This is a genomic window from Chryseobacterium sp. HNCC26DJ241, assembly GCF_057180505.1.
The window spans coordinates 57,446-71,789 of sequence record NZ_JBXUGL010000016.1 but is presented as its reverse complement, the minus strand read 5'-3'; the positions used below and the strand labels follow the sequence as shown (position 1 = coordinate 71,789).

Sequence of the window (14,344 nt, the reverse complement as noted above, 5' to 3'; positions counted from 1 at the left end):
TACGATGATCTTTTGATAATAGGTTTTATTGTCCACTTCATACTTCAATTGGTACATTCCTTTTGGATAGTTTGCAACGTTGATTAATAGATTTTTACTAATAATCGAAGAAGTATCAATGGTTTGTATTAATTTTCCTGTAATATCATAAAGCAAGATTTTTGAAGGCTTAGAATTTTCCCATGCAATAGTAACATTGTCTTTTGCAGGAATCGGATATATTTTAACACCAGCTTTATTAGCAGAAGATACAGATAACGTTTTTACTTCAATCGTTCCTTGATACGGTTTACAATTTTGTTTTGTAACAGTTAGTTTTAGTGACTCTCCATTTGAAATTCCATTTAGATTGAATACAATGTTACCACTTTTATTGTATGCAGATCCTATAATAGTCCCGTTTTTGGTTAATGATATTAAAGCATTGGTTGTTGCACAAGAAACTGAAATACTTTGAGTACTAGGATCAATGGTGGTAGGATATTCAGCTGTAAGATTTTGGGTAGTGTCATATCTGAAAACAACAGAAGGGTCGCCAAATAAAGCCCATGTCTGCATTACTTCGATAGCTGTATCAGATTCGTTATAATCTTCCAACATACTTATTTGAGAATTATAAAATAATCCTCCAATGGTTTCTTTCTTATTATTTTCATACATTTCTGTAAGAATATTGGCCATTTCATCCTGAGTTTGCATCGGTTCTGCCCAAGCCATTAAAATGGTGGATGCTGCTGCTGCAATTGCACCTGCAGGAGAACCGTTGTATGTTACAGTTAGCAAATTTTCTGCAATACAAGTGCTATTCACAAACGTACCATTATTACAAGCTACAGAAACCACGAAAGGATACATTCCGTTATTTTTTAGCTGATTGACATTTGTAGAAGTGTAGTTTCCGGTAACCATAAGATCAACATCACCATGACCGGTATAATTAAATAAACCTATTCCTGTATTTATAGCATTATTAATCATAGTTGGTGTTGGTTCTCCGGTTGCATCAGCTCCACCTTGTGAACCTTGATAAAATTCATGTACTGTTTGATACCCAAAATTCATTAATTGGCTTCTTATATTTCTTAAATGTACATAATCTGTTTCTCCATCATCACCAATACCATTACCTTCATTTGATCCAATTCCTATTGCGTTTTTCATCCAGTTTCCGGCGAGAGGATTTTTTTCATATTCTATTATTCTATTCACCATCGTTGTGATATTGGTGCTGTTTCCGGATAATCTTCCTACAAAAGCTTCAGGATAATAATCGGTGTCTCCTGAAAGTTGCCCGTAAAAAGAATCGCTCCAAAGTTGTTCACCATTGTAACCATACGTATGAGAAGGAATATTGTTGGAATCTCCCACCAATAGTATATACACTAAATTTGGATTGGATTGATAAAAATTTTTGATATAGTTTTTTATTGTAACATCTGTAGTTCCTGTTACTGTGGTATTTACAACCGTCGTTTTTATACCTTTTTCATTTTTCCAGTCTGCCAAAGGCTTTATCTGGCTTTCAAAAGTTGCGGGAGTAATAATCAATAATTCACCTGTCTCATTCACAGGAGTATATTTGGAAGAGGATTTAAAATTTAAATAATGTTTGGAATAAATATCATTAAAGAAGGTTGTATCATTTTTTCTATTTGTAAGTTCATTATCTCCCTTCTTATTATTAAAAGTAATAACGAGTTTAAGATTTTTATAAACTCTTAATTTATGTTGAACAGGATTATATTGATAAGGGAATAATGAAAAAGTGATACCTCTTGTATTTCTTAAAATATGTGGAGAACCAAATTTTACTAAATGACCCGGAAAAAAATCATCTTTTTTATACCTATCTCCAAAAGTATAAGGTATTGTTTCAGGATCTACATTTCTTTTCAGGTTTCCTTTTGACGGTACAATATCAATATTTTCGATGTCTTCATAACTGTCATAGGTGATTTTATAATCGTAAGAACCTTTTTCCGGTAATTGTACAGATTCTGAAAAGAAAGGCATTGCAGGATTTCCCGCTTCAGACATCAATACAGAATATTGCTTGGAAAATGTATGATACGTTTTTCCGTTAATGGTTTTATCAGTTCTCTTTAAAGCTCCGGTTTCAAAATCGACAGTTACTGACTGATGATCAGAATTTACTAATTTAAAATCTTGTGCAGAAACCTCACAAAACAAAAAAAGTAAAATCAGAGTGTAGAATAGTATATTTTTTCTCATAAAATTTGATTTTCAGTCAAATATATGAATTATTTGCTATGAAAGTTTTGAAAATTTGTAAAATATGTAATTACTTATCAAGATTACATTTCAGAATCATTTCCACTTCCATAGAATTTAGGAATTTGCCATTGGTATTTCACGGCTAAAGTTCGGATGGTTACAATTAATAGAATTGTGAAAATCTGAACAAAAGTATAAGAAAGCGAACTGAATTTCACCAAAACTAAAAATATACTTCCTCCTACAATACAAGCAGTTGCATAAATTTCTTTCCTGAAAATCAGAGGAATCCGATTCAGTAAAATATCTCGGATAATTCCTCCAAAACAGCCTGTTATCGTTCCTAAAGTCATACAAATTATAGGATGCAATTCAGCACTCAATCCTTTCTGAATCCCAATAATTGTAAATAATCCTAATCCAAAACTATCAAAAATAAAAAGTGTTACTCGGAAATTTTTCTCAATAGATTTAAAGATCATAGAAAAAATGCAAGTTGCGAAAATCAAAGAGCACATCCATAAATCATGCATCCAGAAAACAGGTTTGTCCAAAAGTAAGTCACGAACTGTACCACCACCAACGGAAGTTACAAAAGCAATAATCAAAACTCCGAAAGGATCCAGACGTTTTTGCATGGCCGCAAAACTTCCCGACATTGAGAAAGAAATCGTTCCGAGAACTTCAATAATGAAATTAAATTGCTCATGCATGTTTTTGGGTATTAGCAATTATTAAAGAGTAATAAGCAATACATATTTTATTTTTGTGAAAGTTTGTATTTGTAAGTGGTTATTACTTTTACTAATTCGTCACACTCAGACTTGAGAAGATGTATTTTTGTGAATAATAGATAAATGATCAGAGTAAGACAATTTAGATAGTTCTTTGATTACTAAAATTGAAAATTGCTCGATTCTTTCCCTAAAAATTTGATTAAAATTCACAAATATTATTTATTACCAATTACATCATTACTCATTTTCACACTCTCACAGCTTCCGGAACCAAAAGTTCATATTCGCCTTTATGTGTAATAATTTCCCGAACAATGCTTGAGCTTATAAAAGATTTTCCGGATGAGGTTAAAAGAAAAACCGTTTCCAGCTTTTTATGGGCTAAAGTTCTGTTGGTATGAGCAATGGCTTTTTCAAATTCAAAATCGGCAGGATTTCTAAGTCCGCGAATGATAAATTGGGCATTTTTTTGGAAACAATAATCTACTGTAAGTCCTTCAAAAAAATCTACTTCCACATTAGCAAGATGTTCTGTTGATTTTTGGATAAATTCCATTCGTTTTTCCAAAGGAAACATATATTTCTTTTGCGAATTTTGACCAATGGCAATGATAATTTTGTCAAAAAGAGGAGAAGCCCGTTCGATAATATCACAATGTCCAAGAGTAATAGGATCAAAAGATCCCGGAAAAACGGCGATTTTCATGTATAAAAGTTTATTTTTTTAATGCTTTTTCTACTTCATTTCCGCAAAGATCTTTAATGGAAATTCCGTAATGTCTTGCTTGTTGTGGAAGAATACTTGCAGGCGAAAATCCGGGATTGGTATTCATTTCCAGCATATAAGGAATTCCGTTCATGATGATATATTCGCTTCGGGAAAATCCGCTCATTCCTAAAGAATCATACGCTCGTTTTGCAATTTCTTCTACTTTTTTTCGGGTTTCATCATCTATTCTTGCAGGCGTAATTTCCTCGGAAGCTCCTTCATATTTGGCTTCATAATCGAAAAATTCTTTATGAGGAACAATTTCCGTAATTCCCAAAACGATTGTTTTTCCATCGAAATCTACAACACCAACAGAAACTTCCATTCCGTCAAGAAAACTTTCGATCAAGATTTCATCATCTTCAGCAAAAGCAACATCAAGCGCTTTCGGAAATTCTGATTTGTCTTTTACTTTAGAAATTCCCAGAGAAGAACCGCTTTGGTTTGGTTTTACAAATAATGGCAACCCTAGTTCTTCGATAATCTTTTCAATATCAATATCATTTCCTTTTTTCAGGTAAATACTTTTTGCAGAAGGAATTCCGTATTTTGAAAGTACAGCAAGAGTATCTTTTTTATTGAAAGTAAGAGCACTTTGATAGAAATTACAACCAGTATACTTTTGCCCGATCATATCCCAATATGCTTGCAATTCGCCATTTTCTCCGGGTTTTCCATGGATAATATTGAAGCAGACATCAAATTTCAAATTTTCTCCATTTGGTAGCTGAACAGAAAAATCCCCTTTATTCAGAGGAAGTTTTTCTTCATTTTCATTTAGGAAATACCATTCGTCTTTCAGTATAACTATTTTGTAAACATTATACAGTTCACAGTCAAGAGAATCGTAAATTAATTGTCCGCTTTTCAGGGAAACAAGATATTCATCAGAATAACCACCCATTACTACGGCTATATTTTTTTTACTCATATTGTTCTTCAAGTTTAAGCAAAATTAATGATTTTGTTCTTTGTTAAAGTTTTTTGTCAAAAATTAATTTTCTAAAATTATTAATTATATTTGCCTTTGCATTTTAAGATTATTTATATGTTAAAATCATTGTTCAACTGGAGAGTATTGCTGAATTTGGTATTGGCAGCAGGTATCTTTACAGGTTTAGTCTGGCTTACTTTCCGTTGGTTAGAGTATCATACAAATCATGGTCAGGAAGTTCCTGTTCCCAATGTTGTGAATATGACGGTTCATAATGCTATAAAAATTTTAGACGATTCCGGATTGGAATATGAAGTAGATAGCTTTAAATATGATCCGAAATACCGACCATTTCAGGTACTCCAAATTTATCCTGCTCCCGGATCCAGAGTAAAAGGCGGCAGAACCGTAATTATGAAAGTAAATCCGAGAACTTGGGCTAAAGTTTCTGTTCCTGATATTTTGGATCGGTATAAAGGTTTAGCTTTTAGACAATTACAACAAGTTGGTCTAAAAGTAGGAGATACTCTTTACGAGCCAAGTATTCAAAGAGATGCGGTAATCCGAATGATCTATAATGGAAATACTTTAAAACCAGGAGCTTTACTTCCTCGTTTTTCTACTATTGATCTTGTAATCGGAGCAGGTCCAAAAAGAAATATTACAGTGCCTAATCTTGTTGGTTTAACTGTTCAGGAAGCAAAAGCAGTAATTGCAAAAAATTTGTTTGAAGTAGGGATAATCGAATATGAAGACGGAGGAAATGATGAATCGGATATCGTTTATTATCAAGATCCGGCTTCTTTTGATCTCAGAGATCAGGGAATGCAGATTGATCTTTGGGCAAGCAAAAGGACTCCGGCAGAAATGGGAGGCAAAATTGAACAGCTTAATTCTTTATACAGAATAAAAATTGATACTACAGCTGTAAATACGCCAACTTTTGATAATGAACCTGTTTATACACCAAGTCCGGCTCCGCCAGTTCATAAGATTCCGGAGCAATCAAATATAAAAACAGAAACGCAGAAAACAACTACTAAACCGAAAGAAGAAGAAAAAACAAAAACAACGAATACTACTACTGATACTAAACAGAAAGAGCCTACCAAAACTAAAACGGAAGAAAAAGCTAAAACTAACAAAAAAGTAGTAGTGGAATAAAAATAAAAGGCTTCAGCAATTCGTTGAAGCCTTTAATTCTTAAAATTTCAAATGCAGGAAGAACAAGATTTTTTTGATGATGAATTGATAAGTAACGAAGAAGCCATTGGTGATGAAAACAGTGGTCTTTTCGAACATTTGAATATTACGGTAGACAAAAAGCAGGAACCACTTCGGATAGATAAGTTTCTTTTAATCTACCGTCAAAACTCTTCACGAAATAAAATTTCTCAAACTTGTAGAGCAGGGAATGTTATTGTAAACGGAAAACCTGTAAAACAAAATTATCGTGTAAAACCCGGTGATGAAATTTCTGTTTTATTAGCGCATCCACCAAGAGAAAATGTTATTATTCCGCAGGATATTCCAATTAATATTGTATATGAAGATGATGATTTGATCGTTGTAGATAAAGATGCAGGAATGGTGGTACATCCGGGATTTGGAAATTGGGATGGAACTTTGGTGAATGCTTTAGCTTTTCATTTTCAGAAGAAAGGAGAAAAAACAGATTTGGACAGAGTAGGGTTGGTTCATAGAATAGACAAAGATACTTCCGGACTTTTGGTGATTGCTAAAAACGAATATGCTTTGAGTTTTTTAGCAAAACAGTTTTTTGACAGAACTACAAAGCGTTTATATTGGGCTTTTGTTTGGGGGAATGTTTCGGAAGACGAAGGAACTATTCGTGGACATATCGGCAGACATCCCAAAAATAGAATGCAAATGTCTGTTTATGAGGATGGAAGTCATGGAAAACACGCTGTTACACATTATAAAGTTCTTGAGAGATTCAGATATATGACTTGGGTGGAATGTAAGCTGGAAACAGGAAGAACACACCAGATCAGAGCGCATTTCCGACACATTGGTCATACATTGTTCAATGATGAGCGATATGAAGGTCATGTTGCACTTCGTGGAATCAATCTTCCGAAGTATAAGCAATTCATCCAAAATGTTTTTGAAATTTTGCCAAGACATGCTCTACATGCACATACACTTGGTTTCATCCATCCGGTTACAAAAAAAGAAATGTATTTTGAAAGTCCAATGCCGACAGATATGGATGAGGCTGTTAAAAAATGGAGAAAATATTTGGAAAATTCCTGATATATAGTAAGTTTTTTTGCTATTTTTGTTTAATTTTAAAAATGGAATTATAATCATGGGAAAAATAGTTTTGTTATTTTTCTTCAGTTTTATATCATTGGGTTTTTATAAAGCTCAAGAAACGCTTCCTATATATCAGCAATATTTGCTTGAGGGTGACTTTTTGTTTAATCCGGCTCTTTATGGTAAAACGGACAAAGTAATTCTGAATCTAAATTATCAGAAGCAGTTTTCGAAATTTGATGAATCTCCAAATGTTCAATCTTTAGGTATGCATGCAAATGTTGTGGATAGATTAGGAGCTGGAATTTCCTTTTTTCGAGATCAGAATGGCCCTATTTCGGCAAATGGAGTTTCTTTAGGAGCATCTTATTTTATTCCAATTGCTGATGATGGAGAAAGAAAGAACCAGTTTTCTTTCGGTACCAGTATTAATTTTTATAATATGAACATTGATTGGGCGCAACTGAATCCAGAAGATCCAGGAGATCCTAATTTGTATAACGAAAATGGAATTTTTATCATGTATTCCAATATTGGTATGGCAATTACATATCACAATTTTTTTGCAGGAGCTTCTGTTACAGACGTTCCGCTTAGTAATGACATTTCTGTTGTTAATGGGATTGAGCCACAGCCAACAAAAATTTTCCTCAATTTAGGGTACGATTGGTATTTTGGAGATAATTTTTATGTATCACCTTCCTTTCTTGCTAATCTTAATACTAATTCTTCCAGAATGTTGGATATGAATATAATGGCTACAGCAAAAAACGACGAAAATTCATTCTCCGGAGGTGTAAGTTTTCGTAGTGTGAAAAATACTTTTGGAAATCAAAATTTGAATTTTTCTCCTATAGTAAAAGCTACAGTTAATAATTTCTTTTTTGGAGCCACCTATAATTTTGGAATATCCGATATTCAGGAGTATGCCGGAAATAGTTTTATGTTGAGTATTGGCTATAATTTTAATAATTTCATCAACACACGAGGTTTCCGATATAGATAAAATATAATTTAAATAAATTTGAGCTCTGATTTTTTCAGAGCTTTTTTATGATTTACATTCACATTCCTTTTTGCAAGCAGAAATGCAGTTATTGTAATTTTCATTTTTCCACTTCGTTGAGTTTGAAAGATGAAATGCTTGCTGCACTTAAAAAAGAAATTTTTTTAAGAAAAGATGAGCTGGAAAACAAAAATTTAAAATCGCTTTATTTTGGTGGAGGAACTCCCTCCATTCTCAATATAGATGAAATAAAATCTCTCATAGATGAGGTTTTAAAATACTTCTCTTTTGATCAAAATATTGAAATTACTCTGGAAACAAATCCGGATGATTTAAATAAAATTTTTTTGAAAAATCTAAGAGAAACGGGAATCAATAGACTTTCGATCGGCACGCAAAGTTTTTTTGAAGAAGATTTGAATTTGATGAATCGTGCACATTCTGCTTCCGAAGCAGAATCTTCCATCAAACGCTCTCAAGATTTTGGTTTTGAAAATATCAGTATTGATCTCATTTATGGCTCTCCAACTTCCGATTTTGGAATCTGGAAAGAAAATTTAAATAAAACCATTGAACTTCAAATTCCTCACGTTTCATCGTATGCATTAACTGTCGAGCCGAAAACAGCTCTTGAAAATTGGATTGCCAAAGGAAAAATAGCTTCCCCAAAAGAATCAGAGCAAAATAAAGAATTCTATTATATGTCCGACTTTCTTAAGGATCATGGATTTGACCATTATGAAATTTCAAATTTTGGAAAACCCAGTTTTCATTCCAAACACAATTCTGCATATTGGAAGTATCAGGAATATTTAGGAATCGGACCTTCTGCCCATTCTTATAACGGAAGGAATGAAAGGAGCTGGAATGTCGCCAATAATTCTATTTACATCAAAAAATTATATGAAAATATATTGCCCAAAGAAACCGAAATTCTTTCTGAAAAAGATCAGTTCAATGAAATGTTGATGATTGGTTTGCGAACGATTTGGGGAGTAAATTTGCAGAAAATGAAAGAAAAATTTTCAGAAGAAATAATGGAGAAATTTTACAAAGAAATCCAAACGAAAATTTCAGAAGGAATTTTAATGATAGAAGACAATCATATCAAAATTCCAGAAAAGCATTGGTTTTTGGCAGATGGAATTGCTTCGGATCTATTCATCGTTTAAAAAAAAGATATACTAAAGAATAAATTGATAACTTCCGATTTCTCACATCTAATTTTCAACTAAAATAATTATTTTTGTACCACAATTTCAATCCCTTGAAAAAGAAAAAAACGGATTATACACATTTGAAACCGGAGCAACCTATAGGAATTTTTGATTCCGGAGTGGGAGGTTTAACGGTAGCTAAAGAAATCAAGAGACTTTTGCCTCACGAAAATCTTATTTATTTTGGCGATACAAAACATCTTCCTTATGGCGAAAAATCCAAGGAAGCTATTATTGGATATTCTACAAAAATTGCACAATTTCTTTTGGAGAAAAATTGTAAAGCTATTGTAATTGCTTGTAATACAGCTACAGCAAATGCTTTGAATGAAGTTTTAGAACTAGTTGCAGATAAAGTTCCCGTAATTGATGTTATCAATCCGGTGGCTGAAAAAGTTTCTTATGAAATCCACAATAATGTAGGGGTGATTGCTACGAAAGCTACCGTAAATTCTGGACTTTACAGAAAATCCATCAGAAAACACAACAAGTTTATAAAAGTAGACGAATTGGCAACTCCGCTTTTAGTTCCGGCTATTGAAGAGGGCTTTAAGAATCATCCGATTACGCATTCAATTATTTATAATTATCTAAGTAATAGTAAATTAAAAAATATTGAAACATTGATTCTCGGTTGTACACATTACCCGTTGTTAATTGATGAAATCAAACAATATTACGGAAACCGTGTTCGTGTTATCGATTCTCCTAATATTGTTGCTAATCAGCTGAAAATCATTTTGGAAAAACATCATCTTATGAATGTGAACAATCCAAAACCCGAATATCATTTTTACCTTTCGGATCTTACCAAAAATTTTGAAAAAATATCCAAAAAGTTTTTCGGAAAATCTATAGAGCTCGAACTGAAGGTTTTGTAAAATATGAAATGAACCATTAAGAGCCTGTTTAAATTTTATTCAATAAAAGTTGGTAAAAATAAATCATAAATTTAAACAGGCTCTAAGAAATCAGACTCATTTTTAATCCATCTAATTTCTTAATGGTAGTTGATATACTTTAAAATCTCTCCCAGAAAAAAGGAGGTTCAATTCCTAAAGCACGAAGATATACATATCCTTGTCCACGATGATGGATTTCATTATCTACAAAATACAGGATATTTTCGTACACAGGAAATTCATATTGCCCGAAAAGATTGTACGTTTCCTGAAACATTTCTTCCGAAATCAGATTGAAGTAATGATGAATTACATCGGTTTCCTGATCCCATCTTTCCAAAAGTTCCGCTTTGGTTTTTGGCTGAAAAGCATTTTCGTTATATGCTTCTTCATTTTTTTCGTAAATGCCTTTCAAAGCAGGTCCACCAATGGAAATCATTTCTATAGCAAGTTTTGCAAAGGAACGCATTCCGCCGATTGAAAATTCAAAAAGCTCTTTTTCAGGAAAAGCCTCAATAATTCTTCTGGTAAGATTTCTGTGTCCTTGCCAATGTTTTAGTAGCTGATCTTTAGAAATAACCTGTGTTGTCGTTGTCATAATATTTATTTTTTTGTTATTAATGATTCAAAGGTAAGAGCAGATTGTGACAACAGTTTGTCAGTAGGAAAATCTTAATTTTCAATTTTTTTGAAAAAATCTTTAGCATTGATTTTAAATAATTGATAATCAGTGGTTAAAATTTTGCCAAGATATAGCTTCTGGCAAAAGATTTGATGCTAAAAAATTTCAAAATAAATAAAAAAATGAAAAAATATTGGATAGCAGGATTTTTTGCACTTGCACTCGTTTCGTGTAATAAAGTGGAAGAAAAAATAAATCAAACCATTGATAAAACAGCAGATGCAGTTCAGAAAAAGGCAGAAGAAAAAGTAAAGGAAACGGTAGACAAAACCATTTCGGAATCCATCAATTCCATTACAAATTCTGAAGATGTTCTATTTACTGAAGTTTTTCCGAATGCTGATGCAGCCATGATTACAGAATTCAAAGGCAAAAAAGTAATGTTTCCAAACGGAAGTCCGGCTTATGTTTTTAAATATAAGGCGGATAAAAACAGCTTGATTCCATTTTTAGAATCTCAACCTTCTACAGACGAAAGCCGCTCTGATAAAACCGCCCGAAAAATTGATGGACAAAGCATTATCGATAAAATTACTTTGATCGAAAAATTTCTTCCGGCTAATACAATTGATACTTCCTTTCTGGAGGATATAAAAACCGATAAAAGCATTGAATTTTATAAATTGAAACGAATTCCGAATAACAGCACTATTATTTACAATCCTAAAAATAATCAGGTCTTTCAGTTTATAGAAATCGTGAAGTAATGAGTGGATTTTTTCTATCAAAATCCGTACTTTTAAAACTTAAAATTTCAGATAAATGAAAATTTACACCAAAACTGGAGACAAAGGCGAAACTTCTTTGTATGGAGGAACGCGTGTTTCCAAAGCATCAGCAAGAGTGGAAAGCTACGGAAATATTGATGAACTCAATTCCTTTATCGGGGTTGCAAAAAGCCACATTGAAAATGAAGAAGCTTTGAATCAGCTTAAAAAAATTCAATTTGATCTTTTTACATTAGGTTCAGAATCTGCAACTCCAATTGATAAACTAATGCTTGCCAATGGAAAACCAAGACTTCCGTTGCTTATTTCCGAAACCGAAATTACAGAATTAGAAAACTGGATGGATAAAATGGAAGAAACTCTGGAACCTTTACAATATTTTATACTTCCGGGTGGCGGAAAAGCAGCAACTTCACTTCATGTTGCAAGAACCGTTTGTAGAAGAGCAGAACGCTCTCTCATTTTCCTGAATGAAACGGAAGAAGTGCGCCCGGAACTTATCAAATATCTCAATCGTCTTTCTGATTATCTTTTTGTTTTGGCTCGTTATGTTTCAAAATTGCAGAACGAACCGGAAGAACATTGGAATCCAAGAGATAGAGAATAATTGGCATCAATGGAGGCGGGCTTTAGCCCGCTTTAATTTGTAGAATAATAATGGGCTTTAGCCAAAATTTATGCAGATGAAAAAAGCACTTCTTTTTATAAACGGAATTTCTCCGGAAGGTTTTCCGGATCATGATCAGTACGATTTAATTGCTTGTACAGATGGAGCTTTCCATTATTTAAAAGAGAAAAATTTTCCTATAGAAAAATTGGATTTCATTTCAGGGGATTTTGATTCGCATTCTGGTCAGGACGAAAAAATTTATGAACAAAAATTTATTCATACTCCTAATCAGGATAAAACGGATTTCGAAAAAGCACTCGAAATTATTTTGGAAAAAAGAATCTTAGAAGTGGATGTTTTAGGTGGAAGTGGTGGAGAAATGGATCATTTTCTGGGAAATCTTACTGTTGCTTTCAAATTCAGGGAAAAATTAAAAATTAAATTTTCTGATGAGTTTTCCGAATATTTTTTTATTCCCCAAAATTTTGAAATTGAAAGTGTAAATGGAAAAATGATCTCTCTTTTCCCGTTTCCTGTTGCAGAAAATATTAGTACAAAAGGATTAAACTGGGAATTGAATAACGAAAATCTGGATATAACTTCAAGAATCGGAACCAGAAATTTTGCCGTAGTTGATAAAATTTATATTGAATACGAAAAAGGAGATGTACTAATTTTCATAGGAGAAAAATATCTGTAATTTTTAAGAAAATTTTACCATAAAAAATCAAACTTTTTTAGCATTTTTGCACTCTTAAATATTTATATGTAAATGAAAATTAAATATTCCGAACTCATTGACCAAACTTTGTATTTTCCTACAGAAGAATTCAATGTAGAAGAACATAATCTTAAATTCCACGATATTCCTTTGATGGATGTGGTCGAAAAGTTTGGAACGCCTCTTAAGTTTAATTATTTACCAAAAATTTCCACCAACATACAAAGAGCAAAAGCGTGGTTCAAGGAAGCATTTGAAAAAAATGAATACACCAAAAATTACCGCTATTGCTATTGTACAAAATCCAGTCATTTCAAATTTGTTTTGGATGAAGCCTTGAAAAATGATATTTCCATAGAGACTTCATCGGCTTATGATATGGATATTGTAAAGTCTCTTTATGATGAAGGAAAATTCGATAAAAATATTGAGGTGATTTGCAATGGTTTTAAAACCGATGATTATCTAGCGAAAATTGCAGAACTAATCAACAATGGTTTTGAAAATATTACTCCGATTCTTGATAATTACAGAGAATTGGATAAACTTACGGAAAGCATTGATAGTACTTTCAATATAGGAATCCGTATTGCTTCGGAAGAGGAACCGAAATTTGAATTTTATACCTCAAGATTGGGAATCGGGTACAAAGATATTATTCCGTATTACAGTCAGAAAATTGCAGAACATCCGAATGCAAGGCTGAAAATGTTGCATTTTTTCATCAATACCGGAATTAAAGATACCGCCTATTATTGGAACGAATTATATAAATGTCTTCGTGTTTATGCACGTTTGAAAAAAATTGCTCCGGAAGTGGATTGCCTTAATATTGGTGGTGGTTTTCCTATTAAAACTTCTCTGAATTTTGATTACGATTATCAATATATGGTAAACGAAATTGTTTCCCAGATCAAAAAATTCTGTGAAGAAGAAGGAGTGGAAGAACCAAATATTTATACAGAATTCGGAAGTTTTACAGTAGGAGAAAGTGGTGGTCATTTATATAAAATTATTTCCCAAAAACGTCAGAACGACAGAGAAAAATGGAACATGATCGATTCTTCTTTTATGACGACTTTACCCGATACTTGGGCTATTTCAAGACATTTTATTATGCTTCCTTTAAACCGTTGGGAAGATACATATGAAAGGGTTTTTCTTGGCGGATTGACGTGTGATTCTGATGATTATTATAATTCCGAACAACATACGAATGCTATTTATTTGCCGACGTATAATGATACAAAACCTTTATATATAGGATTTTTCCATACTGGTGCTTATCAGGAAACCATCGGTGGTTATGGTGGAGTTCATCATTGTTTGATGCCACAACCGAAACATATTTTGATTGATAAGGATGAAGATGGGAATTTTGTGTATTCGGTTTTCAGAGAAGAGCAGAAACCGGAAGATGTTTTAAAACTTTTAGGCTACTGATCTTAAAATCAACATAAAATATATAAAAAACTGCTTTACAATTATGGAAGCAGTTTTTTTATTTAAATTTTGTAAAAAAC

Annotated in this window: 14 protein-coding genes; 9 read left to right on the top strand and 5 right to left on the bottom strand. The window is 32.6% G+C overall.

All coding sequences use genetic code 11. The features are described from left to right. The 4 genes from AC2A1C_RS09270 to AC2A1C_RS09255 form a co-directional block, all read right to left on the bottom strand. The coding region (locus tag AC2A1C_RS09270; protein ID WP_484025427.1) for a C25 family cysteine peptidase at nt 1-2,232 on the bottom strand (2,232 nt) is incomplete at its 3' end. 83 nt (nt 2,233-2,315) lie between these two features. Next, on the bottom strand, nt 2,316-2,948 hold the full coding sequence (locus tag AC2A1C_RS09265; protein ID WP_484025426.1) for a trimeric intracellular cation channel family protein: 633 nt from the start codon (nt 2,946-2,948) through the stop codon (nt 2,316-2,318). A 271-nt stretch (nt 2,949-3,219) separates the two neighbouring features. Beyond that, nucleotides 3,220-3,678, bottom strand: coding sequence for a pantetheine-phosphate adenylyltransferase (coaD, locus tag AC2A1C_RS09260; RefSeq protein ID WP_484025425.1), 459 nt, complete (start codon nt 3,676-3,678; stop codon nt 3,220-3,222). Nucleotides 3,679-3,688: 10 nt separating this feature from the next. Further along, nucleotides 3,689-4,672, bottom strand: coding sequence for a D-alanine--D-alanine ligase (locus tag AC2A1C_RS09255; RefSeq protein ID WP_484025424.1), 984 nt, complete (start codon nt 4,670-4,672; stop codon nt 3,689-3,691). Nucleotides 4,673-4,789: 117 nt separating this feature from the next. Between AC2A1C_RS09255 and AC2A1C_RS09250 the strand changes: the two genes are divergently transcribed. From AC2A1C_RS09250 to murI, 5 genes are all read left to right on the top strand, one after another. Beyond that, nucleotides 4,790-5,839 (top strand): PASTA domain-containing protein, encoded by a 1,050-nt coding sequence (locus AC2A1C_RS09250; RefSeq protein ID WP_484025423.1) that lies wholly within the window; start codon nt 4,790-4,792, stop codon nt 5,837-5,839. Nucleotides 5,840-5,890: 51 nt separating this feature from the next. Continuing rightward, entirely contained in the window at nt 5,891-6,952 is a 1,062-nt protein-coding gene (locus tag AC2A1C_RS09245; RefSeq protein WP_484025422.1) for an RluA family pseudouridine synthase, read from the top strand. A 55-nt stretch (nt 6,953-7,007) separates the two neighbouring features. After that, entirely contained in the window at nt 7,008-7,961 is a 954-nt protein-coding gene (locus AC2A1C_RS09240; protein ID WP_484025421.1) for a PorP/SprF family type IX secretion system membrane protein, read from the top strand. A 47-nt stretch (nt 7,962-8,008) separates the two neighbouring features. Then, a complete protein-coding gene (hemW, locus tag AC2A1C_RS09235) occupies nt 8,009-9,133 on the top strand; it encodes a radical SAM family heme chaperone HemW (RefSeq protein WP_484025420.1) in 1,125 nt (374 codons plus the stop codon). Nucleotides 9,134-9,228: 95 nt separating this feature from the next. Further along, nucleotides 9,229-10,059, top strand: a complete 831-nt coding sequence (murI, locus tag AC2A1C_RS09230; protein WP_484025419.1) for a glutamate racemase — start codon at nt 9,229-9,231, stop codon at nt 10,057-10,059. Nucleotides 10,060-10,198: 139 nt separating this feature from the next. On the opposite strand, the gene AC2A1C_RS09225 is transcribed toward murI, so the two are convergent. Next, nucleotides 10,199-10,678 carry a DinB family protein gene (locus AC2A1C_RS09225; RefSeq protein ID WP_484025418.1) on the bottom strand — a complete coding sequence of 160 codons (480 nt, stop codon included), beginning with the start codon at nt 10,676-10,678 and terminating at the stop codon, nt 10,199-10,201. Nucleotides 10,679-10,884: 206 nt separating this feature from the next. Here AC2A1C_RS09225 and AC2A1C_RS09220 point away from each other — a divergent pair, with 206 nt between their 5' ends. From AC2A1C_RS09220 to AC2A1C_RS09205, 4 genes are all read left to right on the top strand, one after another. Then, nucleotides 10,885-11,469: an antitoxin gene (locus tag AC2A1C_RS09220; protein ID WP_484025417.1), complete on the top strand. Its 585-nt coding sequence runs from the start codon at nt 10,885-10,887 to the stop codon at nt 11,467-11,469. Between the two features lie 55 nt (nt 11,470-11,524). Beyond that, nucleotides 11,525-12,097 carry a cob(I)yrinic acid a,c-diamide adenosyltransferase gene (locus AC2A1C_RS09215; protein ID WP_484025416.1) on the top strand — a complete coding sequence of 191 codons (573 nt, stop codon included), beginning with the start codon at nt 11,525-11,527 and terminating at the stop codon, nt 12,095-12,097. 76 nt (nt 12,098-12,173) lie between these two features. Next, the gene (locus AC2A1C_RS09210; RefSeq protein ID WP_484025415.1) at nt 12,174-12,800 is read left to right on the top strand and encodes a thiamine diphosphokinase; all 627 of its coding nucleotides are present in this window, start codon (nt 12,174-12,176) and stop codon (nt 12,798-12,800) included. Between the two features lie 72 nt (nt 12,801-12,872). Next, nucleotides 12,873-14,264: a type III PLP-dependent enzyme domain-containing protein gene (locus tag AC2A1C_RS09205; RefSeq protein ID WP_484025414.1), complete on the top strand. Its 1,392-nt coding sequence runs from the start codon at nt 12,873-12,875 to the stop codon at nt 14,262-14,264. The last annotated feature ends 80 nt before the right edge of the window (nt 14,265-14,344 follow it).